Annotated in this window: 20 protein-coding genes; 11 read left to right on the forward strand and 9 right to left on the reverse strand. The window is 70.4% G+C overall.

Annotation, left to right across the window (positions count from 1 at the left end; translation table 11 throughout):
* Positions 1-2 precede the first annotated feature (2 nt).
* Positions 3-476: a DUF350 domain-containing protein gene (locus CXP56_RS07730; RefSeq protein ID WP_028848315.1), complete on the reverse strand. Its 474-nt coding sequence runs from the start codon at positions 474-476 to the stop codon at positions 3-5.
* Positions 477-667: 191 nt separating this feature from the next.
* On the opposite strand from CXP56_RS07730, the gene CXP56_RS07735 reads away from it, so the two are divergent.
* Together CXP56_RS07735 and CXP56_RS07740 are read left to right on the forward strand one after the other, a co-directional pair.
* On the forward strand, positions 668-1,798 hold the full coding sequence (locus CXP56_RS07735; RefSeq protein ID WP_286900591.1) for a septum formation family protein: 1,131 nt from the start codon (positions 668-670) through the stop codon (positions 1,796-1,798).
* Between the two features lie 7 nt (positions 1,799-1,805).
* Complete coding sequence (locus tag CXP56_RS07740; RefSeq protein ID WP_028848314.1) at positions 1,806-2,156, forward strand: metallopeptidase family protein; 351 nt, start codon at positions 1,806-1,808, stop codon at positions 2,154-2,156.
* Positions 2,157-2,239: 83 nt separating this feature from the next.
* On the opposite strand, the gene CXP56_RS07745 is transcribed toward CXP56_RS07740, so the two are convergent.
* Positions 2,240-3,007: a hypothetical protein gene (locus CXP56_RS07745; RefSeq protein ID WP_028848313.1), complete on the reverse strand. Its 768-nt coding sequence runs from the start codon at positions 3,005-3,007 to the stop codon at positions 2,240-2,242.
* Positions 3,008-3,349: 342 nt separating this feature from the next.
* Between CXP56_RS07745 and CXP56_RS07750 the strand changes: the two genes are divergently transcribed.
* A complete protein-coding gene (locus tag CXP56_RS07750; protein WP_286900593.1) occupies positions 3,350-3,544 on the forward strand; it encodes a hypothetical protein in 195 nt (64 codons plus the stop codon).
* 32 nt (positions 3,545-3,576) lie between these two features.
* On the opposite strand, the gene CXP56_RS07755 is transcribed toward CXP56_RS07750, so the two are convergent.
* Complete coding sequence (locus tag CXP56_RS07755; protein WP_286900594.1) at positions 3,577-4,245, reverse strand: DUF4232 domain-containing protein; 669 nt, start codon at positions 4,243-4,245, stop codon at positions 3,577-3,579.
* Between the two features lie 117 nt (positions 4,246-4,362).
* Positions 4,363-5,274 carry a prephenate dehydratase gene (gene pheA, locus CXP56_RS07760; RefSeq protein ID WP_028848310.1) on the reverse strand — a complete coding sequence of 304 codons (912 nt, stop codon included), beginning with the start codon at positions 5,272-5,274 and terminating at the stop codon, positions 4,363-4,365.
* 207 nt (positions 5,275-5,481) lie between these two features.
* Here pheA and CXP56_RS07765 point away from each other — a divergent pair, with 207 nt between their 5' ends.
* Complete coding sequence (locus tag CXP56_RS07765; protein WP_502694568.1) at positions 5,482-6,090, forward strand: macro domain-containing protein; 609 nt, start codon at positions 5,482-5,484, stop codon at positions 6,088-6,090.
* Between the two features lie 158 nt (positions 6,091-6,248).
* On the opposite strand, the gene CXP56_RS07770 is transcribed toward CXP56_RS07765, so the two are convergent.
* Entirely contained in the window at positions 6,249-6,779 is a 531-nt protein-coding gene (locus tag CXP56_RS07770; protein ID WP_051310315.1) for an Hsp20/alpha crystallin family protein, read from the reverse strand.
* A gap of 180 nt (positions 6,780-6,959) precedes the next feature.
* Here CXP56_RS07770 and CXP56_RS07775 point away from each other — a divergent pair, with 180 nt between their 5' ends.
* From CXP56_RS07775 to CXP56_RS07795, 5 genes are all read left to right on the forward strand, one after another.
* Positions 6,960-7,313 carry a nuclear transport factor 2 family protein gene (locus tag CXP56_RS07775; protein WP_028848308.1) on the forward strand — a complete coding sequence of 118 codons (354 nt, stop codon included), beginning with the start codon at positions 6,960-6,962 and terminating at the stop codon, positions 7,311-7,313.
* 243 nt (positions 7,314-7,556) lie between these two features.
* Positions 7,557-8,489 (forward strand): type I pantothenate kinase, encoded by a 933-nt coding sequence (gene coaA / locus CXP56_RS07780; RefSeq protein WP_028848307.1) that lies wholly within the window; start codon positions 7,557-7,559, stop codon positions 8,487-8,489.
* Positions 8,490-9,388: 899 nt separating this feature from the next.
* A complete protein-coding gene (locus CXP56_RS07785) occupies positions 9,389-9,520 on the forward strand; it encodes a hypothetical protein (protein ID WP_286900595.1) in 132 nt (43 codons plus the stop codon).
* Positions 9,521-9,711: 191 nt separating this feature from the next.
* Entirely contained in the window at positions 9,712-10,209 is a 498-nt protein-coding gene (locus CXP56_RS07790; RefSeq protein ID WP_028848306.1) for a YflT domain-containing protein, read from the forward strand.
* A 705-nt stretch (positions 10,210-10,914) separates the two neighbouring features.
* Entirely contained in the window at positions 10,915-11,805 is an 891-nt protein-coding gene (locus CXP56_RS07795) for an SUMF1/EgtB/PvdO family nonheme iron enzyme (RefSeq protein ID WP_028848305.1), read from the forward strand.
* On the opposite strand, the gene CXP56_RS07800 is transcribed toward CXP56_RS07795, so the two are convergent.
* Entirely contained in the window at positions 11,802-12,467 is a 666-nt protein-coding gene (locus tag CXP56_RS07800; RefSeq protein ID WP_028848304.1) for a DUF2461 domain-containing protein, read from the reverse strand. The two genes, CXP56_RS07795 and CXP56_RS07800, sit on opposite strands and share 4 nt — an antisense overlap.
* Positions 12,468-12,713: 246 nt before the next feature.
* On the opposite strand from CXP56_RS07800, the gene CXP56_RS07805 reads away from it, so the two are divergent.
* Positions 12,714-13,430: an ANTAR domain-containing protein gene (locus tag CXP56_RS07805; RefSeq protein ID WP_028848303.1), complete on the forward strand. Its 717-nt coding sequence runs from the start codon at positions 12,714-12,716 to the stop codon at positions 13,428-13,430.
* A gap of 116 nt (positions 13,431-13,546) precedes the next feature.
* Positions 13,547-14,371, forward strand: coding sequence for a hypothetical protein (locus tag CXP56_RS07810; protein WP_286900596.1), 825 nt, complete (start codon positions 13,547-13,549; stop codon positions 14,369-14,371).
* A 29-nt stretch (positions 14,372-14,400) separates the two neighbouring features.
* Here the strand turns inward: CXP56_RS07810 and CXP56_RS07815 are convergent, their stop codons facing one another.
* The 3 genes from CXP56_RS07815 to CXP56_RS07825 all read right to left on the reverse strand — a co-directional run bounded on the left by CXP56_RS07815 (position 14,401) and on the right by CXP56_RS07825 (position 22,169).
* Positions 14,401-19,896, reverse strand: coding sequence for an ATP-binding protein (locus CXP56_RS07815; protein ID WP_028848302.1), 5,496 nt, complete (start codon positions 19,894-19,896; stop codon positions 14,401-14,403).
* 216 nt (positions 19,897-20,112) lie between these two features.
* Positions 20,113-20,769 (reverse strand): class I SAM-dependent methyltransferase, encoded by a 657-nt coding sequence (locus CXP56_RS07820; protein ID WP_028848301.1) that lies wholly within the window; start codon positions 20,767-20,769, stop codon positions 20,113-20,115.
* Positions 20,766-22,169: a hypothetical protein gene (locus CXP56_RS07825; RefSeq protein ID WP_028848300.1), complete on the reverse strand. Its 1,404-nt coding sequence runs from the start codon at positions 22,167-22,169 to the stop codon at positions 20,766-20,768. The genes CXP56_RS07820 and CXP56_RS07825 overlap by 4 nt, the downstream gene beginning before the upstream one ends.
* Between the last annotated feature and the right edge of the window lie 15 nt (positions 22,170-22,184).

Consider the following 22,184-nt stretch of genomic DNA (forward strand, 5'->3'; position numbering starts at 1 on the left):
GCCTAGTAGATCGCGAAAGCCACCACCATGCCCAGCGCGACGTGCGCCGCGGCCACCACGAGCGACGCAGGCGCGAACTTCTCCGCGGTGATGGTCTCGCCGACGTTGATCCGCGCGGCCCACTCGAGCAGCCGCACGGCCAGCACCTGAACCACGATGCCGACGAAGCCGAACGCCAGCGCGGTCAGCACCCCGGCGAGCAGGTCGAATCCGGCGTTGGAGATGGCCACCACCACGATCAACGCCATCGACACCATGCCCGCCGCGGTCACGATGACCGCGTTCGGCCTGCCCGCCTGCACCAGCTGGGACAGCTTGCCCGGCGTGGTGAAGTCGATGGCGTAGAAACCGACCAGCATCAACAGCACGCCGATCACCGCGTACAGCAGGATCGCGCCGATGCCTTGCAGCAGGGTGGCCCCGAAATCGGTGGGCAACGCCAATGTGGACACGGTCGTCGCGGGAACAGCGATCACGGTGACTCCAGTTCGGCTACGAAGGTGCGGACGACGAAGCCGGCGCCGTCCCGGCAGGCCGACTTCTCGTGCCAGCAAACATTAGCGGCACCGGAGGGTGCCGCGCCGAACGCGTCGCAGCTGATCAACGGCCCGGCCGGCGGGAGGGCACCCCGGGGAGCGGCCACCCGATTGAGGCATCATGGTCGGTGATGTCGGGACTACTGCAGCGGCTGCGCATCGACACCTCCACGGCAGGCTCCCGCCCGTTCCTGGTGGGCGCCGTGGTGGGGGCTCTCGTCACGCTGCTCATCTCCATGACCGCCGCCCCGCCGGAAGGCAGCGCGAGCGGCAACAGCATCGCGGCGAACCCGCTGGGTGGCGGGCCCGCGTCGCCTGACGCCCAGGCGGGCACCCGCTACGTGTTCGCCGCCAAGGTCGGCACCTGCCTGATGTGGCAGCGCGACGACGGCGCGGACATGAAGCAGGTGAACTGCGAGGAGCCGCACGTCTTCGAAGTCACCCAGATCGTGGACGTGTCGGCGGACTACCCGGCGGGTGCCCCGGTGCCGGACACCGACACCTGGCGCAAGATCGCCAAGCAGCGCTGCACCAAGGGCGCGGAGCGCTACCTGGGCAAGAAGCTCGACCCGGAGGGCAAGCTGCAGGTCTCCGCGCTGGCCCCGAACGAGCAGGACTGGAAGCTGGGCAGCCGTGACCTGCGCTGCGGGCTGTGGCGCATCGGACCCGGCGGTTCGCTGCAGCCGACCGTGGGTCCCGCGGCCGAGCAGGACCAGTCCAACGTGTGGGCGACCGGAACGTGCCTCGGGCTGGTCGACGGGGCGGTCGGCGATCCGGTGCCGTGTGCGCAGAAGCACTCGTACGAGATGATCTCGATCGTCAACCTGCGCACCAAGTTCAAGAGCTACCCGTCGACCACCAAGCAGAACACCTACCTGGACAAGGTCTGCAACAAGGAGGCGCGCAGCTACTCCGGCGGCAAGGACCTGGAGAAGCTCAAGCTCATCGTCGCCTGGGACACCAGGAGCAAGGCCAGCTGGCAAGCGGGCTCCTACCTGGTCAACTGCAAGGTCGGCGCGCTGCTGAAGGACAAGTCCGGGCTGGCGCCGGTGGAGGGCAGCATCCGCGCCGGCGGGGACGACAAGAAGAAGCAGGACGACAAGCCGGGCAGCAAGGCGAGCAAGCCGTCGTCGGCCCCGAAGTCCAGCACCGAGCCGAAGGACGAAGAACCCGCCACCGAGCCCGAGCAGAACGACGAACCGGACGGTTCGTCCGACGACGAGGCGCCGTCGGACGAACCGCCGCCGGACCCGCCCGAGTAGGTCGCCGATGGCCGTCGACATGTCTCCCCAGCGGTTCGAGGAACTGGTCGCCGAAGCGCTGGACGAGATCCCGCCGGAGTTCGCCGCGGCGATGGACAACGTGGTGGTGCTGGTCGAGCCGCGCAACGAGGAGGAACCCGATCTGCTCGGGCTGTACCACGGGGTGGCGCTCACCGAGCGCACCACGTCGTACAGCGGTGAGCTGCCGGACCGGATCTCCATCTACCGGGAACCGATCCTGGCCATGTGCGACACCGAGGAAGACGTGGTGCGCGAGGTGCTCATCACCGTGGTGCACGAGATCGGCCACCACTTCGGTATCGACGACGAGCGGTTGCACGAGCTCGGCTGGGGCTGACCGCGTCGTTCCGGGACGGATGCGGCGCAACCCAGTCGTTCCGGGACGGATGCCGAACAACCCGCCCGTCCAGGCCGGACCGCTCAGACGCCCGCGGCGGAGCGCACCTGCCCCAGCTGCGGGTGGTAGTAGCCCTCCATGCCGGTGGCCGGGTCGGTGACGCGCCCGGCCAGGCCGGCGGGCAGCGGAGCGCCCGCGTCGGGCCGTCCGCGCATGGCCTCGGTGAGCCGGAGCTCCAGGCGCACCAGCCGGACGTGACGGACCAGCGGCCGGACGAACGCCAACCACGACGCGACCACCAGGCAAGCCAGCCAGTCGACCAGCAGCAGATTGACCCCGATGTCCTTGCCGCGCTGGTAGTCGTCGACGGTGATCACGGTGACGGCGACCAGAAAGACGCCGAGCGGCATCAAGGCCATCATGCCCAGCCAGCCGGTGACGGGCAGCCACCCCAGCGGACGCCTGCGGTCGTAGCCGATCTCGGCCCGTACCGCCCAGAGCTTGCGAAGGCCCTCGTCCGGCGGGACGCCGATGGCGGGCATCGGTCGCGGTCGGTGGCGCCGGGGCCTGGCCAGCACGTCGGGCAGCTCACGCCACATGTGCTGGGGCAGCCACGCCTGCCCGGCCGGCATCCAGCCGATGGTCGGCTCGGGTGGCCGACTGGCCCGGCGCATCAGCGCCCATCCGGCGAGCAGCATGCCCGCCGGGACCAAACCGAGGACGACCAACACGATGACGAGCGGGACCCGGTCCGGGTCGCGTGCCTCGATCGACTCGACCGCCACCAGCAGGACGGCCATCGACAACCCGCCCAGCGCGGTCAGCACACCGGCGAGCACTTTCCGCCACATGCGCCGGATTATCGCAACGCGTGTTATGGCCGGTTGTGGCCTCGGTGTGGGGTGGGCGGAAGATCACGCCCACCGCCCGCTCCACGAGGTACCGCGCGGCACCCCGAACGCGGCGCATCGGCTGTGCCTTCGCCGTGCCTTCCCCGTAGCGCCCCATCCTTCTCGCCCTCGCCAGGGCCTTCAGGAATGCACAGGCGCGGAACAGCGGGATTCGACGAACTGTGCGGCACACCCGGAGCATCGGCAGAACTCCGCCCCGACGACCAGGACTGGCTCGGCCTGCTGTCACTCGGGCTGGGGCTGACCTGCACTGTGACAGCGGCCGTGCACACGTTCGTGACGATGCCGCTGAGCCTGCTGGTAGTGCTCGGTGTCCTGGGCCTGCTCACGGGTGTGGCCGCACCCGAGGTCGGCTTGGCCGGCGTGGAGCGCGCCACAGCAGGCCGGGCGTCGAACCGGAGGGCAGTAAGCGCGACGCGGGTGGTGTCCGCGATCCTTCTGGTGCTGATCTGGACGTTGCTCGCGGCCGTGCTGTGACCCGGCGCCGGAGCAGCGACTGGGCGTTTCGGTCACATTCCGGCACCCGGCTTGATGGTCTGCACCTTCAGCTGGTGTCCGTCCAGGTCCGGGTTGGCGCACCCGGTGCCGGGATTTTCCAGGAACAGTGCCTTCGTCTCCTGCGGCGGGTAGATCCGCAGTCCACGCACCGGAGTCGGCTGGCAGGCCGCCACGTCGAAGTTGCGGATCTGGGTGAATCCGACCGGCGCGTGCGCGGTCTCTCCGGGCTTCAGGGTCACCGCAGGCCCCTTTTCGCCGTCACGGTACGCGGCGGCGCCCACCTGGTGCCCGTCGTCGCCGGCGACGTACGAAACCCCGGGGAACCCATGCAGCACGCATGGCTCGTCGCTTTTGTTCGTGAAGCGCAGCGGACGCCAGTGCGTGCCCGCGCCCGCGTCTCCGCGGCCCAACGACAACCGCAGCTGACCGGACCGGCACATGCCGGGCTTCTCAGGGGTGGCCGACTGGACGGACGCTTCCGTGGCGGTCTGCGCGGGGACGGTCCGTTTCGGCGTGCTCGCCTCCTGCGCCGTGGAGGTCGTGGTCGGCTGCGACGGCGGCTCCGGCGCGGCGGCCTCCGGCTCTCCCCGCTGACCACAGCCGGCCAGGCCGAGGGTCGCGACCACCGCCGCGACCAGCATCGTGCCGACGACGGCGCCGGGCGGACCGCTCCTTGACACTGACGACCGTTTGCAGCTCAGCATGTCGTCCCTCCCTCACGCAGACGCCGATGGGCTTTCCTCACCCGCAGACGTGTGAGGGGGTAACGAGGTTGCGTCCCCGACCGTGGGGGGTTGTCAGGCGGATTCGCCGCGGCGCACGGACTCCACCCATTCGGCGGCGTTGCGGAAGTCCTCGTTCGACGCCGCGGCACCGGGTTGCCCACGGCCACCGTCCGCTCGGGGGTGAGAACCGAGGAACCGCAGGTCACACCGTCTGCGCAAGGCGGCAAGGGCGTCCCCGACCCGCGGCTCGGCCACGTGCCCTTCGAAGTCGAAGAAGAACCGGTACCGGCCGAACGATCCCCTGATCGGACGCGCGTCCAGCCTGGTCAGATTGATCCCGCGAATGGCGAGCTCGGTGAGCAGCTCGGACAGCGCGCCGGTGCGGTTCTCCGCCACCGCGACGACCGAGGTCCGGTCGTGCCCGGTCGGCTCCGGCAGCTCGCCGGGTCGGCGCAGCAGCAGGAACCTGGTGCGCGCCTCCGGCACATCGGCGATACCGGTGGCCACCACCCGCAGCGGATAGTGCTCGGCAGCGACCGGCGCGGTGATCGCGGCGTCGTACTGCCCTTCACTGACCCCGACCGCCGCAGCCGCGGTGGACGACGCGGCGATGTGCTCGGCATCCGGATAGTGCTGCTCCAGCCACCGCTGCACCTGCGCGAGCGCATGCGGGTGGCTGGCGATGGTGCGCAAGTTGCGCGGATCGGCATCCGGGTGGGCGAGCAGGCTGAACACGATCGGCAGCAGCGCCTCGGCCACCGCGACCAGCGGGTCGTCCTCGGCCAGGCCGTCCAACGTGGCCGAGACCGGGCCCTCGACCGAGTTCTCCACCGGGACGCATGCGGCATCGGCTTCGCCTTTGCGCACCGCCGTCATCGCCGCACGGATCGTCTCGTACGGCACCAGCTCCGCGGTCGCGTTCAGCCGCCGCGCAGCCTGTTCGCTGAACGTGCCTTGCGGTCCGAAGTAGGCGATGCGCGCCAGTGACGTCGGAGCCGTAGGGTTCATTCCCGCAGATTACTGCGCCGTGCCCGAACCGGCCGCACTGTGTTCCGCCTCGCGCCCGCGGTCGCTGTCCCGTTCGGGGAAAATCACTCAAATGCCAGTTAGCGCAATGTGAACAGGGTTGGCTACGGTCTGCCTGGGTTTGCCAGACTAGAAGGTGACCCACCGGCGTCCGTGAGGAGCTTCGTGACCATCGACTCGCATCCCACTCCGAGCCGCCGGCAGGCTCGATCGGCAGCCAAGGTTCCCGCCCTCGTGTTGTGCGCCATCGACGACGCGATGGCCGAGGCGTGGCGGTCGGTGCTGAGCGCCGACCGGCCCCGTGTCCAGGTTCATCGCGGCTCGGTGCTCGACATCGAGGCGCAGGCGGTGGTCAGCCCGGCCAATTCGTTCGGCTGGATGCGCGGTGGCATCGACGCGGTCTACGCACGGGCGTTCCCCGGCATCGAGGAGCGGGTGCGGAAGGCGATCCTGAACACGCATGGCGGCGAGCTTCCCGTCGGCGAGGCGATCGTGGTCCCCACCGGGGAGCCCTTGCCGGCGTGGCTGATCAGCTCGCCGACGATGCGTCAGCCGGGCGAGCTGCTCCCGCCCGACACGGTGCACCCGTACTTGGCGGCCCGCGCAGTCTTCGAGTTGTGGCGGGACGGCGAGGTGGATGCGGGCAGGCCCGCGTCCGAGGCCATCGACGTCATCGCGATGCCCGGCCTGGGCACCGGCGTCGGCGGGGTCGCACCGCAGAACTGCGCCCGGCAAGTGGCCGCGGCGTGGGACGAGGTGTTCGGCAACAGCTGAGCCGCTGCGGCACGAGTCACAAGTGATCCGGCTCGGCCCGCACCCCCACGACACAGTCCTCGGCACCAACCGAGCCCACCACGGCTGGCCCACCGGCTGCATGACGAAGGCCGCCGGGCTCGTCGCCCGACGGCCGTCCGCGGTATCTGTCGGCTTCTCTACTTGCTCTCTGGCTCGTCGGCGGAGTCCGAGGCCTCGATCTGGGCCTGGTCGCCCGACGTGATCTGCTCGGCCTCGGCCACCCCGCGCACCGGGATCTTGCGCGGTTCCGGCTTCGGCTTGGCCACGTTGCGCACCCGCACCGTCAGCAGGCCGTCCTTGTACTCGGCCTCGACGTCGTCGGCGGTGACGTGCTTGGGCAGCGCGAACTCCCGGCGGAACTCACCGGTGCGGATCTCGCGCACCAGCAGGCCGTCGTCCTCCTTGGTCTCGTCGACGCCGCGCCTGCCGCTGATCCGCAGCCGGTTCTCCACGACTTCCACGTCCAGGTTGTCCGCACCGGGAACCTCGGCGGTCACCACCACGTCAGTGCCGTCCCGGCGCATGTCGACCGCGGGGACGAACCCGGTGGTCGGCAGCCGGTCGGTGCCGAAGGCCCGCCGCATCAGCTGGTCGAACTCGCTGTCGAACTGGCGGGCGAGGACGGTGAACGGGTCCCACGAAGAGCCACGACGAAGAACCAGCGCCATCGTTGACATCCCTCCCTGTCGTGTCAAGCGATCAGACTGAGGATTAGCACTCAGCCTTCGTGAGTGCTAACGCGGGAGGGTGTTCAGTTGTTCCCGGCTTTCCCGGATCGGTCCGCGAATGCCGGAAATTGTCGGTGCCCGGTGCCACCATCAGGCAGAACGCGTGGAGGAGGTGTGTTCATGCCCACCGCTGCCGAGCAAGCAGCAGAGCAGTACTTCGCCGGCTGGGCGGCGAAGGATTTCGCCGCCGTGCGCGCGGTGCTGGCCGACGACGTCACGTTCAACGGTCCGCTTGCGCAGTTGCAGGGCGCCGAGGCCTGTGTGGAGGGGCTGCGCAAGATGTCGGAGATCGTCACCGACATCGAGGTGCACAAGCGATTCGTGTCCGGCGACGACGTGCTGACGTGGTTCAACTTGCACACGTCGGTGGCCGATCCGATCCCTACCGCGAACTGGAGCACGGTCCGCGACGGCCGGATCGTCGCGATCCGGGTGACCTTCGATCCGCGCCCGCTGTTCGCCGCGCGCGAGTGACCCCGCAAGTACAACGCCCCCACCTACGGGAACCGCTCCGCCGCTCACACCCCGCGCGAGTGATCCCGGTCGCAGGCGGTACCGGGCCGATGTCACAGCCTCCGTGGTTGCCGGAACCGAACTGGTCAACCGACACTGGACCCAGGTGCAGTTAGTCACAGCACCTATCGATTCCGCCGCGCCACCTGTTTTGATCGAGCCCGATCGCAGACGGCAGGAGTCGGGGAGCCAAGGGAGGCTTCGATGGCGAGGGTTCGTGAGCTGACCCCGTACGTCGAACTGAATCGCGAGCAGTGGCGCGAGCTACGGCGATCCACTCCGCTGCCGTTGACCGCCGAGGAGCTGGCCAAGCTGCGCGGCCTCGGCGAACAAGTGGACCTGGACGAGGTCGCCGACGTCTACCTGCCGTTGTCCCGACTGATCAACCTGCAGGTCTCGGCCAGGCAGCAGCTGTACGAGGCGACCACCACGTTCCTCGGCGAGGACACCCGCGGCACCAAAGTGCCGTTCATCATCGGGATCGCGGGCAGCGTCGCGGTCGGCAAGTCCACCACCGCGCGCATCCTGCACGCCCTGCTCGCCCGCTGGCCCAATCACCCGCGGGTCGACCTGGTCACCACCGACGGGTTCCTCTACCCGCGCGCCGAGCTGATGCGCCGCGGCATCATGCACCGCAAGGGCTTCCCCGAGTCCTACGACCGCCGTGCGCTGCTGCGGTTCGTCACCGACGTCAAGTCCGGGGCCGATGCGGTCAGTGCCCCGGTGTACTCGCACAAGGCCTACGACATCCTGCCAGGCGTCGAGCACGTGGTGCGGCGGCCGGACATCCTGATTCTGGAAGGGCTCAACGTCCTGCAGCCTCATCCGCGGCTGGCGGTGTCCGACCTGTTCGACTTCTCCATCTACGTCGACGCGCACACCGAGGACATCAAGCGCTGGTACGTGGAGCGGTTCCTCAAGCTGCGGGACACCGCGTTCACCGACCCGGAGTCGTACTTCCACCACTTCGCCGGCCTGTCCGACGAGGACGCCAGGGCCGAGGCGGAACACATCTGGAAGACCATCAACGAGCCGAACCTGCTGCAGAACATCCTGCCCACCAGGGCGCGCGCGACACTGGTGCTGCGCAAGGACAGCGACCACTCCATCACCCGCGTGCGGCTGCGCAAGCTCTGACGGTGCGGCCGGGGGCGCGCCCGGCGGCACGACAGCCCACACTCCTCAGCCCGCAGCTGCACACCTACCCGGTACGAAGATGCGCGCCACGCCGACATGACAGCCGCCGCTCACCACGACACCTCTCCAAGCCGACATCACAACCCGCAGCGCCCTCAGCCCGCCAATGCACGCCAGCTGGCACGAAAATGCGGGTCTCACCGACATGACAGGCACGGGCCCGCCACCGGACTGCCACCACGGCCCGCAGCACCCAGCACGACAAATCCACGCCAGGGCGGCACGCGAACGCGCCACACCGACATGACAGCCCACGCCACCCACCACGACACCCCGCCAAGCCGACACCACAGCCTCCCGTCCGGCCGGCACCACAGCCCACAGCGCCAACACGGCATCCGCATCCGGGTCAGCACGCGAGCGCGCGTCACGTCACCATGACAGCCCGTCAGGCTGGCACCACAGCCGGCGAGCCCGTCCACCATGACAGCTCGACCCGCCGCACCACAGCCCGCGACTTCAGCCCGCCGAGCCCGCCTCGTCGGCGTCAGCGCACGAGCACCACTGCACCCACCGCGGACTACACCTCCCGCCCCACGCGACCACGCCGGAAGCTGGTCGGCTTCGTCGCCGCGGCCGAGGGTTTCGGGCCCGCCCACGCGGCCACGCCGGAAGCGGCCGAGCACCCGGTTGGCTCCGCGCAGCGCGGCCCGCCCCACGCGACCACGCCGGACGACCCGCCTCGCCCACACCACCCGACCGGGTCGTCACCCACAAGGGGGACTTCGCGGTGCGCGTGGGGGACGACCGGCCAACTCCATCCCTTTGGCGTATTCCCGCGCGCCACCGGGGATCCGACCCTGGAGACGAGCTCACGTCACGCTGACCTGGAGGTCACCATGCTGGCCACCATTGCCACGTGGACCGTCGCCGCACTCGGGATGGCGGTGCTGCTGGTGATGGCCTTCGGCGCGGCGGCAATCGATTTCGACACTCCCCCGATGCGTCGCCGCCACAAGGCGACCGACTGACGGGCGAGCGGCACCGCGAATTGCCCCGTGGCGAAACCGGCCCACCATGCACGGGATACTCGTAGGCCATGATCAACGGCTGATCCGGAGAGCGAGCTGAGGGGAAGCTGTGAACTGTGCACGTTCGGGGATCTTTCCCCCACACCGTACGTTCTCAGATTGAGAGCTCCCCTCGAGAAAGAGGACGCAAGATGACCACCGCATTCGTGAACCCGTCGCCGGCGAATCCGCCGTCTCCGCCACGCGGCTGGCCCATCGGGTCCTACGAAACGTACGAGGAAGCCCAGCGCGCCGTCGACTACCTGGCGGACAAGGATTTCCCGGTGGCCGACGTGACGATCGTCGGGGTGGAGCCGATGCTCGTCGAGCGGGTGGCCGCCCGCCTGACCTGGGGTGGCGTGCTCGGCAGGGGCGCCGCGTCCGGCGCGTGGTTCGGGCTGTTCGTGGGGTTGCTGCTGGCGATCTTCTCGCCGGGCGCGGGCTTCGGCCCGATCCTGATCGGCCTGCTGTCCGGTGTGGCGTTCGGCATGGTCTTCGCCGCCGTCGGCTACGCGTCGACCCGTGGCCAGCGTGACTTCATCTCCACCAGCCAGCTGGTCGCGCAACGGTACGACGTGCTGAGCCTGCCCCGGAATGCCGAGCGCGGCCGGGAACTGCTCGCCGAACTGGCCGCTCGCGACCACCTCTGACCCCGGGCCCTCCAGCCTCCCGGCGCGGCCAAACCGGGGCCTGTTGCGCCTGCTGTCAGGGGGTGCCGAAGGACGCCACCGAGCGCACCCGGCAATGGGCCAGCGCTTCGGGCGATGGCTGAGGCCGGACGTCATCCGGTTGCGCCGGCTCGAAGTAGGGAGTGGTAGACGACGCCTGCCCGGTCACCGCGATGGCGCCGGCTCCACGCAGCTGCGGCGACCGCGCACGTCTGTACGCCGCCGCACGCCGCCACACGAACCTCGCGCCCACCCCTCCACGGGCGTCCACACCAACCCACGCACGTCCGCCGTGCCGCACGGGACGCAATCGACCGTCGACACGTGACAACCCCCGAGGCCGCCGCAACAGGTGCCCGCCTGCCCACCGCCGCACGCCGCCACACGAACCTTGCGCTGGCACGCCGAGCCACGTCGAACCAGACCGAAAACGTCGGTCGTCACCGCTACCGTTGTTCACGTGTCACGTCGCGTGCCCTATGCGGCACGCGCGCAAGGAAGCCCCGTCGTCGGGGCCCGTCGCCGGGCAGATCGTACTCCTGCCGACCTCACGCCGAACTAGCGCCGAACTTGCCGGTGGGACGTCTCGTTCATCGCCGATGACCGCCGTGACCTGGTGCTATTACTCGGCTCAGCAACGCAACGTCATCGATCGGCTACTGGCTGGACAGGACTGTCGAGGGGGCTATGAGAACGGTTCGACACTGGACCGGACGGGAAGTCCGCGCCCTGCGTGCCGCCATGCGGATGAGCATTCGCGACTTCGCCGCGCACCTGGGGGTCAGCGATCGCATGGTGTCCAAGTGGGAGGCCGCCGGGGAGCACATCAGCCCGCGTCCGGTCAATCAGGCAGCGCTGGACACCGCGCTGCGCCGCTCGTCGCCGGAGGTGCGGGAGCGGTTCGCCGACTTCATGTCCACCCCGCCGCTGCTGGACGGCGCCGGTGAGGCGGAGAGCCCGATCATCCGGCACCCGGTGGACGGCAAGCGCATGGCGCTGGTGCCCGGCGGCCCGTTCCGCGCCGGCCTGGACGCCGAACCGGACTGGCTGCCCACTTTCTACATCGACATCTACCCGACCACCAACGCCGAGTACGGCCGGTTCGTGGCGGAGACCGGGCATCGCCCGCCCGCCCACTGGACGGACGACGGCTGGCCACCGGAGCGGGCCAGCCACCCGGTGGTGCTGGTGAGCTGGCACGACGCCAAGGCCTACGCCGAGTGGGCGGGCAAGTCGCTGCCGACCGGCGAGCAGTGGGAGAAGGCAGCGCGGGGCCAGTTCGGTGATCAGTTTCCCTGGGGTGACCGGCCGCTGCCGGACAGGTGCAACGTCTGGGAGAGCGGCATCGGCGGCACGGTGCCGGTCGGCAGGTACGTGCGCGGGGCCAGCCCCTACGGCATCTACGACCTTTGCGGCAACGTCTGGGAGTGGTGCGCCACGCAGCGGACGCCGGGGCGTTTCGAGCGCCGGGGCGGCTCGTTCGCCACGCCGCTGAGCCAGTGCCTTCCCGCGTTGAGTGCGGACAGTCCGGCCGGGTACCGCGCCGACGACACGGGCTTTCGTTGCGTGATGGGCTAGCGGCGTGGCTTCTCGGAGACCCCCACGTGGTCGAGGGCCCACTCGTTGAGGTCCCGCAGCTCCCGCCATGCGGTGCGCACCCGGGTCAGGGTGCCGCGCTCGTGCAGCGTGTCGTCCGGCTCCCACTCCTTGCGGACCCAGAGCGACTTGTGCTTCAGCAGGTCGATGCGGGGGTGGTCGTCGTCGAAACCGCGCGGCCGGGTCTTCAACCGCTCACCCCGCACTTCCCACCCACGGGAGGTGAGCTCGTCCAGGATCCCCACCAGGGCGGGCCCGTGGTGGTCGTCGTCGACCGCCCGGCGGAAGCGGGCCAGCTGGTCGGACTCCAGGTGGTACATGCCGCCACCGACCTGGAGGCCGCGCGGCGAGAGCTCCACGTAGTAGGCGCCGGCGCCTCGCCCGGGTTCGATGACCGCGCCGCAGTGCGTCTTGTACGGGGTCTTGTCCCGGGAGAACCGCACGTCACGGTAGGGCCGGAAAACCTTCGCGGTGCCGAACCCCGGGGCGAACTCGGGTTCGAGCTCGGCGAGCAGCGCCTCCATCGGGGCACGCACGTCCCGCCGGTAGATCTCGAGGTGGTCTTCCCAGTACGCCTTGGAGTTGTCCGCGACCAGCCCGTCGTAGAAGTCGATGGCGTGTTCGCCGAATCCGGTGAAGGTCACGGCCCCAGCGTAGAAGCGAACGGAGCTCGGTAGCACCGGGAGCTCCGGCCAGCCGCGTGGACGACGCGGCGACGGAGGTCACAATCTCCCGCAAGTGGGGACCTTGTGCCCTCCTGTGCGCTCGGCTCGCCCCCGCATGCTCAGCACAACGGATGCGGTGATCAGCCGCCGAGCATTCCTGCGGAGGTCATGTGAACCCGGGCCTGCCCTTCCCGTCGGACTCCTGCCACTTCTCGGCCCGCCCCGGTGACCAGTGACCGTGCGGCTCGGATCTGGGCCTCGATTCGTGCACACGCCCGGCGCGACGCGCGACCGGTCGCACCACGACATGTCTGCCTGGCCTGTGCCCAGTCGCTCGACGCCTCGGTCGGCCTGCTGATGTCCGACGGCGAAGGCGGCCTGGCACAGCCCGTTGCCGCATCCGACACGCTCGCGGCTCACCTGGACGAGCGCCAAGTCACCCTGGGCGAAGGCCCCGCCAGCGACGTGATCGCGGGCCACGACCTGGTCCGGGTCGCCGACCTCACCGCAGCGGAGCAGTCCGCCCGGTGGCCCATCTTCTCCGACATCGCGCGCGAGCGCGGCGTACATGCCTGCGTCGCCCTCCCGTTGCAAGCCGGTGTGGTGGAACTCGGCGTGCTGACCATCTACCGCAAACGACCCGGGCTGCTCAGTTCCGACGCGTTCTCCGACGCGCTCGCCTACGCCGATGCCGCGTTGGCGCTGGCACTGGACCACTACATCGAGCTACCGCTGCACCGCTTGAAGTCCCTGGACGAACTGTTCGCCCCGCCCCGTTCGGTCATCCATCAGGCCACCGGCATGGTCAGCGTGCAGCTCGGCGTCAGCCTCGCCGCCGCGCTCGCCAGGTTGCGCGCCCACGCGTACGCCAATGACCGCTCACTGGCCGACGTCGCCGCCGATGTCGTGGCCCGGCGGCTGCGTTTCGACGACGAGCCCTAGTGATTTTCCGCCCGGTTCGTTGACGTCGGCACCCCGGCACACCTCGGTATTCGCCGCGGGGTCCCGCCACCTGCCGGGCATCGCGCGGCACGGCCGTCCGCGAGAGACTGGTCGGCATGGACTTCGATGCGGTGGCCGACGAACTGTATTCCGGCCCGCCCGAGGACTTCGTCACCACCCGCAACCAGCGGGTCGCCGAAGCCAGGAAGTCCGGCGACAAGGAACTGGCCAAGCGCATCGGAGCGCTGCGGAAACCGTCGCTGGCCGCATGGTTGGTCAACCGGTTGGCGCACGAACATCCGGGCGAGCTCACCGAGCTGATCGGCCTGGGTGACGAGCTGCGCGCGGCCCACGCCGATCTGGACGGCCGGCGGCTTCGGGAGTTGTCCGGGCGCAAGCAAGCGGCCGTGCAGCGCGTAGCCGACCGCGTGCGAGCCATCGGCGCCAACCCCAGCCAAGCCGTGATGGACCAGGTCGTCGAAACACTCGAAGCCGCCGTGGCAAGTCCCGAAGCAGCGGCACAGGTCACCGCCGGACGCCTGGCAGCGGCCATCGCCCCGGCTGGCTTCGACCAGTGGATGATCGCCTCGGCCGGCTCGAGCGCCGCCACGAACCAGAAGGTCGAGGCCAAGTCCACCGGGAAAGACGACGGCAAGCAGGAGCCGGACGACGCACGGCAACGACAAGTGGCCGAAGCGCGGGACCGGCTGGCGACCGCGCGCAAGGAACAATCGTCTGCGGAGACCGCCCTGGCGAAGGCGAAAGACGCCGCGACCGAAGCGGAACAGCAGGTCGAAGACCTGAAAGCACAGCTGGCCGAGGCCGAACGCGATCTGCGCAAACGACGCGACGCAGCCCGCCAGGCACAGCAGGACTACGACGCAGCAATGCGCGCGGTCAAAGACGCCGAGAAAGCCCTCCAGCGCCTCGATCCCTCGTGACGGACTCGCTGACGAATCCGTCACGGCCGTCACGAACGGTCCTGCAAACCCCGCTCCACCGCGGCGATCAGCTCCGGCCGCAGCCGCTCCGCCTTGATGATCCGGTCCACCGAGCCCACCCGAACGGCCCGCTCGATGCTGTGGATCGCGTCGAACTCCGCCGCCACCTCGCTCAGCTTCTCCGCCCGCACCGACGCCCGCAGGTCCGCCAGCTCGCTGGACAGCGCCGCCCGCTCGGCCCCGCTGGCCTCGGCCACCCGGGCTTCCAGGTCCTTCACCCGCGGGTCCGCCGCCGTGCGCTTGTTGACCTCGCCCGGGAACACCACGGCTGCCGCGGGCGCACCACCGATGACCGAGGCGAACGACCCCTCGACCGCGAGCACCTGCATGTTCGGGTTCAGCGCCTTCGAGAACACCACGAACGCGCCACCGTGATAGCGGGAGATCACGCAGAACACGATCGGACCGGAGAAGTTGACCACCGCCCGGCCGATCTCCGCGCCGTACTCCAGCTGCAGCTTGCGCATCGACTCCGGCGAGCCGTCGAAGCCGCTGAGGTTGGCCAGGACGACCACCGGACGATTGCCGCTCGCCGCGTTGATGGCACGCGCGACCTTCTTCGACGACTGCGGGAACAGCGTGCCCGCGGTGTAGGTGTCCGGCCCGTCGGTCGGCGGGAACCCGCGCCGCGGCACCGACCGGGACTCGATCCCGATCAGGCACACCGGGTACCCGCCCAAGTGGGTGTCGGTCACCACGGCGGTCTCGGCGTCGGCCATGCCCGCCCACCGCTCCAGCAGCGGGTGGTCCTGGTCCGCCACCGCCCGCATCACCGTGCGGATGTCGAACGGCTTCTTCCGGTCCGGGTTCGCCTCCGCCGAGAAGATGTCCCCGACCGTGCGGAAATCGCTGCCCGGCGCCTCGTGCGGGAACGACGAGATGTCCCGGTCGTGCGGGTCGGACGTGGCGGCCCGGCGCGGCCACCGCTCGCCCGGCATCACGTACGTGTGGTCGTAGTGCTCCATGAGCACGTCGCGCGCGGCCGGGAGATTCCTGGCCCAGTACTGCGCCTGACCGTTCGGTCCCATCACCCGGTCGTAGCCGCCGATGCCGAAGTTGTCCTCGGCCGAGACACCACCGGAGAAGTCCAGCGACTGCTTGCCGGTCAGCACCATGGCCGAGTCCGGCGTCATCACCAGCACACCCTTGGTGTGCATGAGCATGGTGGCCTCGGCGTTCCAGTACGGCTGCGCGCCGACGTTGATCCCGGCCACCACCACGTTGATCTCGCCGCCGGCCTGGGTGAACCGGACGATGCGGTTCAGCGCCCTACCGACCCAATCGAGGTTCTCCGTGCCGGAGTCCATCGAGATCTTCGCCCCGGCGGACACCGCGAACCACTCCACCGGCACCCGCATCCGCTCGGCCAGGTCGATGGCGGCGACCACCCGGGAGCACTCCGGCTCGCTGAGCGCACCCAGCGCCTTGGTCGGGTCGCCCAGCAGCACCACCCGCTTGACGCCCTCCGGGTAGCGCTCGGTGGGGGTGGTGACCACGCCGACGACCATCGCGGCCGTGTTCTGGCCCGGCGGGCGGTCCACCGGGACCAGCTCGCCGTGCTCGTCGAAGTCGTACTCGACGAAGGAGCCGTGCGGCCCCGCCAGCATGCCGGTGATCTCGTACGGATACGTGGTGCCCCGCCGGCTCGCCCGCAGCACCCGCTGGGCGTAGTCGTCCAGCGGAGTGATCGGCTCGGTCGGCGGGTCGATGATGTCGATGAGCAGGCCGGCGCCCGGCTTGGCCGCGATGCGCAGCGCGGCGGGCTTCAGCTCGCCGGTGTCCGGGTTGCGCTGCTGCCCGACGAACATCACCTCGCGGATGCCCGCACCGGCGGTCGACGGCGCCGCGCGGTGCACCATGCCGCGCAGCTCGTCCAGGCTCAGGTCGCTCGGCGGCCAGCAGTAGATCAGCACCCGGTTGGTGTCCAGCCTGCTCTTGGCGGACCGCTCGGCCTGGTGGCTGCGGATGGCGGCAAGACACGCGGCCAGCGCACCTTCCGCCGCGGGCAGCGTGATCAGCCTGCCGTCACTGTCCCGCAGCGGCGTCAGGTCCCGCACCTGCGCCATCGCGATCAACCGCTCGTCGGCCGGATTCTGCTTGGCCACGCACTTGAACAGGTAGACGTCCTCGTCGGCGGACGGGAGCCTGGTCAGGTCGAAATGCGCCAGCCGCTGCAGCTGCAACCTGCGCGCCACCATCGGGTGCATGCCGCGGATGAGGGTGTCCTCGACCAGCGACCCGTCCTCGGCGCGGTTGAACGTGAACTGGTGATGGTGCACGTCCCCGGCGCGGCCGGCCACCGAGACCGTGATCCGGCCCGCCCGGCGCAGCCAGCCGACCTGGACCAGCACCGCGCGGACCGCCGCCGCCAGCTCGTCCTGGTCGTCCGGCTGATCCGCCCACGCCGCGTAGAGGTCGACCGCCAGGTCGTCCCCGGCTTCCACCTCGGCCGCGGCCAGCGCGTTGGTCAGCAGCTCGAAATCGGCCGCCGTGGCGACCACCCGCTGGTCCCGGCCGTCCAGCCGGTACCGGCCGTGCACCACCCGGAACCGATCGACCGTCTCCACCCGCAGGTCGTCCAGCTCGACCTCGCGGTAGTAGCGCCGCGTCATCACTTCCAGCAGCGGCCCGACGTCGCCACCTGGCCGGGCGATGCGCTGCCCGAGCAGCCGGACCAGCGGTTCCGGGCACGCCACCATGGCGGCTATCCGCTCCGCCCTGTCGGGCGCGTCCGGATTCGCGTCCAAATACCGCAGGTGCGCCCGTACCCCGGCGTAGATCTCGGCCCGTTTGCGCCGCAGCAGCGGCTGCGCGAACCAGCGGAAGACCACGCTTCTGGCCAGGTCGCCGACCACTGGGAAACGCAGCTGGGTGGCCTCGACCAGATGCTCGAGCGCTTCGCCCGCCGCGTACTTCAGGTCCTCCCCTGGTGGCGGCTCGACCAGCCAGCGGCGCAGGATGGCGGTCACCACCGCGACGTCCGACGCGGCCCGGCGCTGCGCCAGGAAGATGCGGAACACCGCCTCCTCCAGCGCCTCGGTGCGCTCGAAGCTGTGCACGCCGTAGTGCGCGAGCACCTTCGCCAGCCGGTCGGTGAACCACTGCGGCACCCCGGCCCGTTCGGTGTCCAGGCTCTGCAGGTAGCGGTGGAAGAACTCGCGTGGGCTGTGCACCCAGCTACCCGGCATGCTCGGGTCCCGCACCTCGGTCGGTTCCGTGCTGCCCGGCCGGTTGCGGCTCAGCTCGGACAGGTCGGCGAACAGGTTCAGCAGGTCGATCTCGGCGGCCAGCAGGCCGGACGGGCCCAGCTCGGCGCGGTCGCGGGAGTAGGCGTCGAGCAGATTGCCGACGTCCGCCGGGTCGACGTCGTAGCCGAGCAAGGTGCTGCGCAGGTCGGTGAGCGCTTGCTCGGCCCGCTCGCGCATCTCCGGCTGCGGTGCGGGCGGGAACTCCAACCCCGCTGCCGGGCCGGCCTCCTCCACGGCCGCCCCGTCCCCGACGGGCTCCATGCGCAGCAGCGGGGCACCGGTCTCCACCTGCGCGCCGACGGAAACCAGCACCTCGGTGACCGTGGCGGCGAACGGTGCGCGCAGCACCGTCTCCATCTTCATCGACTCCAGCACGACCACCGGCGCGCCCGCGTCGACCTGGGCACCGGCCGCCACCGGGGTGGCCACCACCAGGGCAGGTGCCGGGGAGCGCACCACGCCGCCCTCGTCACGGCTGATCCGGTGGGTGACCCCGTCGACCTCCACCAGGTGGATCGGCCCGTGCGTGCCGGTGACCACCCGGAAGCCGCGCCCGTTCACGGTCAGCCGGCCCACGCTGCTGTCGTACCGCTCGACCTCCACGTCCACCGTCTGCTCGCCGTTGCCGGACTCCACGGCGACCCGGAAGCGCCGCGAGCCGACCTGCGCCACCCGCAGCCGGTAGGTGTTCCCCCGCAGTTTCAGATCGATGGCCTGGCCGACCTCGTGCCGCACCTGCGGGCGGCCGCCGTGCGCGGTGGACAGCAACCGCTGCCGCTCGGTGCGCTCGGCCTCCTCGTACGCCTCGATGGCCGCGGCGGCCAGGGCCACGCCCGCGTGCCGGTCGGCCACCAGCCCACCATCGGCGCGCACCCGGTCGATCCACCCGGTGTCGCACGTGGCCCGCACCACCGCGTCCTGGTCGAGCAGATCGAGCAGGAAGCTCTTGTTGGTGACGCCGCCCTCGATGATCACCGTGGTCTCCGCCAGCGCGCGCCGCAGCCTGGCCAGCGCGATCTCCCTGGTCGGGCCGTAGGCGATGATCTTGGCGATCATCGAGTCGAAGTCGGCGGGGATCACGTCGCCTTCGGAGAAGCCGGTGTCCACCCGGACGCCCGGGCCTGCGGGCAGCTCCAGCCGCACCACCCGTCCGGGGGCGGGGGCGAAGTCCCGATCCGGGTCCTCGGCGTTGAGCCGGGCTTCCACGGCATGCCCGGACTCCGCGGGCGGCGTGCCGGTCAACTTCTCCCCCGCTGCGATCCGCAGCTGCGCCCTGACCAGGTCGAATCCCGTGGTCACCTCGGTGATCGGGTGCTCGACCTGCAGGCGGGTGTTGACCTCGAGGAAAGCGAACAGCCGCTCTTCCGGCTGGTACAGGAATTCCACGGTGGCCGCGCCGCGGTAACCGACCGCCACCGCCAGCCGCTCCGCGGACGCCTTCAGCTCGGCGACCTGCTTCGGCTCCAACAGCGGGCACGCCGACTCCTCGATCACCTTCTGGTTGCGCCGCTGCACCGAGCAGTCCCGCACCCCGATGGCCCACGCCGTCTCGCCGTCCGAGACGACCTGCACCTCGACGTGCCGGGCACCGGTCACCAGGCGCTCCAGGAACACCACGCCCGAGCCGAAGGCCCGCTTCGCCTCCGCCGAGGTGCGCTCGAACGCCTCGATCAGCTCGGCCTCGTTCCGCACCACCCGGATGCCGCGGCCGCCACCGCCCGCGGTGGCCTTGAGCATCAGCGGGTACCCGATACGGCCGCCCGCCGCCACGGCCGCCGCCACGTCGTCCACCGGGCCGCCGCTCCACGGCGCCACCGGCACGCCGACCCGTTCGGCGAGCTGTTTGGCGCCGATCTTGTCGCCCAGCGTGCGCATGGCTTCGGCGCTCGGGCCGATGAACGTCACCCCGAGCTTGTCGCACAGCTCGGCGAACGCGGGATCTTCCGCCACGAAGCCCCAGCCGACCCACGCGGCATCCGCGCCCGTCTCCACCAGCGCGCGCTCCAGCACCGCGAGATCCAGATAGGGCCGGTTCGCCGCCGGACCGAGAGCGTAGGTGTGGTCGGCCTCCCGGACGAACGTCGCCGCGCTTTCCGCGTCGGTGTAGAGGGCGACCGTTTCGACCCCGGCCCCGGTCTCCGCGTTCAACTCACGAACCGCATGGATGAGCCGCATTGCGGCTTCTCCCCGGTTGACGATGGCGACTCGACGGAACACCGGGGCAGCCTCCTGGATGGCACTCGATGCGGACGATTTGGCGAACGGATACTACGTCCGTTCTCCTCGCACGTGCGCCGACAGGCATCGCCGCCGGCGCACCGACTAGCCAGCATGCTGCATGCCGGCCGGTCGACCAATGGGGAGCATATGCACGCTCCGTGGCCGTCCTTTGGAGGGTTCCTCCAAAGTGATCTGGCCCGTGATCGCCCGTTCTCAGCGCCGTAACTCGGCCAGCCAGCGGCCTTCGCCGGACGTCTGCGCGGCGGAAAGGTCCTGCACCCGGACCTCGACGAGCCCGGCCTCGCCGAACGCCGCCAGTTCCTCCCTGGTGAGCGGCCACGGCCCGGGGCCTTCGGTGATCGGCCCCTGCTGCTTCTTGGCGATCACCAGCAGCGTGCCGCCCGGCGCGACGAACCCGGCGATGGCGTCGGTGACCTCACGGCGCATCGACCGTGGCAGCGCCTGCACCGTGGCGATTTCCACCACCAGGTCGAACGCCTGGGACCACTCGGCGGGCGCTTCCAGCAGGTTCGCCACGGTGTAGGTCACCGGCGAATCGGGGTGTTTGCTCTTGGCGACGTCGATGGCCGTCGGGGAGACGTCGAACGCCGTGGTGTCGTAACCCAACGTGGCGACGAACTCGGCATCGTGGCCGTAGCCGCAGCCGACCACCAACGCCTTCTTGCCGGTACCGTCCAGCTTCCGTTCGGCGGCCCACTCGCGCAGCACCCGGTGCCGGTCGGCCACTTCGGCCCACGGGACCTCGCCTTCGCCCGCGGCCGCCGCCGCGTAGACCTTCTCGAACAGCTCGACGTAGTCGCCTTGGTGCTCGGCGGCGATCCTGTTCATCCAGGCGCGTGGATCGGTCATCGCGGCATCCCCGGGTCCCAACCGTTCAGCCGCACCTGCGCCGACTGCTGTTCACGCTTGGCCAGCTCCTCGTGCAGCTCCCGCAGCAGCTCGCGGTCCCGCTCGCTCAGCCGCGGATTGTCCAGATCCTTCGGCGGGAACGCCACCGCCGGTTCGGTCACCCTGGTCGGGGCGTTCACGCTGTCCGCGGTGACCGTGGTCTGCTCGGCGCTGTTCTCGGCGCGCTCGTCCGACGGCTCCGCCGTCTCCGCCAGGGCGGCACGCAGCGCCTCCTGCTCGGCGGCACTCATCTCGGACGTCTGCTCGGCCCTGGTCTCCGGCGGCACCCCGTCGTCCTCGTCTTCCGCCGGCTCGGCCGCTTGCACCGTCGTCACGGATGCCGCGGACTGGCTCACGGAGGCATCGGCCTGCGGCCAGAACAGCTCGCCCGGTTCGAGATCGCCGTCGTTCCTGGTGTCGGCGGCACCGGTCTCCGACGGTTGCGCAGTCCAGGAAGACTCGCCGTACTGGGCGGGTACGTCGACGTTCTCGCGCGACGACGGCCGCGACGCCGCCGACGCGGCGGCCGAGCCGCCGCCCAGGGACTCCCCGTGAGACGGCCACAGCGCCGACCCGGAATCGTGGGGCGACGCTTCCGTCGCCGCGGACTCGCTGCCGTGTTCGGGCACCGAAGGCCAGCTGGGGTATTCGTGGCTCGCGGTCTCCGGCACGGAACTCATCGCATCGCCAGCCGTCTCGCGTCGGTCGTCGCGGTAGGAAGGCTCGTATCCGGAGTAGGTGTCGTAGCCGGCACCGGTAGCACCGGCCACGCGTATCGCTGCCCGCACCGCCTGGCGGTGATACTCCGGCCAGGGCGCGTCCGCCTCCAGCACCTCGACAACGGCCGGGATCCCGGCCCGGCGCAGGGCGCTGTCCATCCGGTACGCCGTGGCAACGGCGCTGCCTTCGGGCCCGACTTCGGCCAGCACCACTCGCTGCGGTATCGGACCGGGCGTCGTACCGGCCACGGTGTTGCGCCACACCACGTACACGCCCCGGACGTCCGGCATGCGCTGCACGACCACCTCGAGCGCTTCGGCCACGCCCATGGCAACCGCGTCGGTGGTGCTGAACCGGTGCTCCATCGGTGGCACGTCACCGACCCGCAGCTGGGTGGCGAACCACTCCTCGGCCCCGGACGCGGTGAGGACGGTTGCCAGCTCGCGCTGTTCCTCGGGACGCACCGGGATGTCGCCGGCGATCAGCGCGCCGCCGATCAGTTCCGCGGCTTCCCCGGTCCGTGCCCGCGCGGCCAGCCGCCGCGCCTGGCTCAGCGCGGTGTCGTCAAGCCGGCCGGCGAGTCCGAGGAGCACTCGATGCAGCCGCAGCGACAGAGCTGCCGGCTCGTTGCCCTCCACCATCCGTGTCCTCCCTCC

It is taken from the genome of Thermocrispum sp. (assembly GCF_002919275.1).
Taxonomy (GTDB): Bacteria; Actinomycetota; Actinomycetes; order Mycobacteriales; family Pseudonocardiaceae; genus Thermocrispum; species Thermocrispum agreste.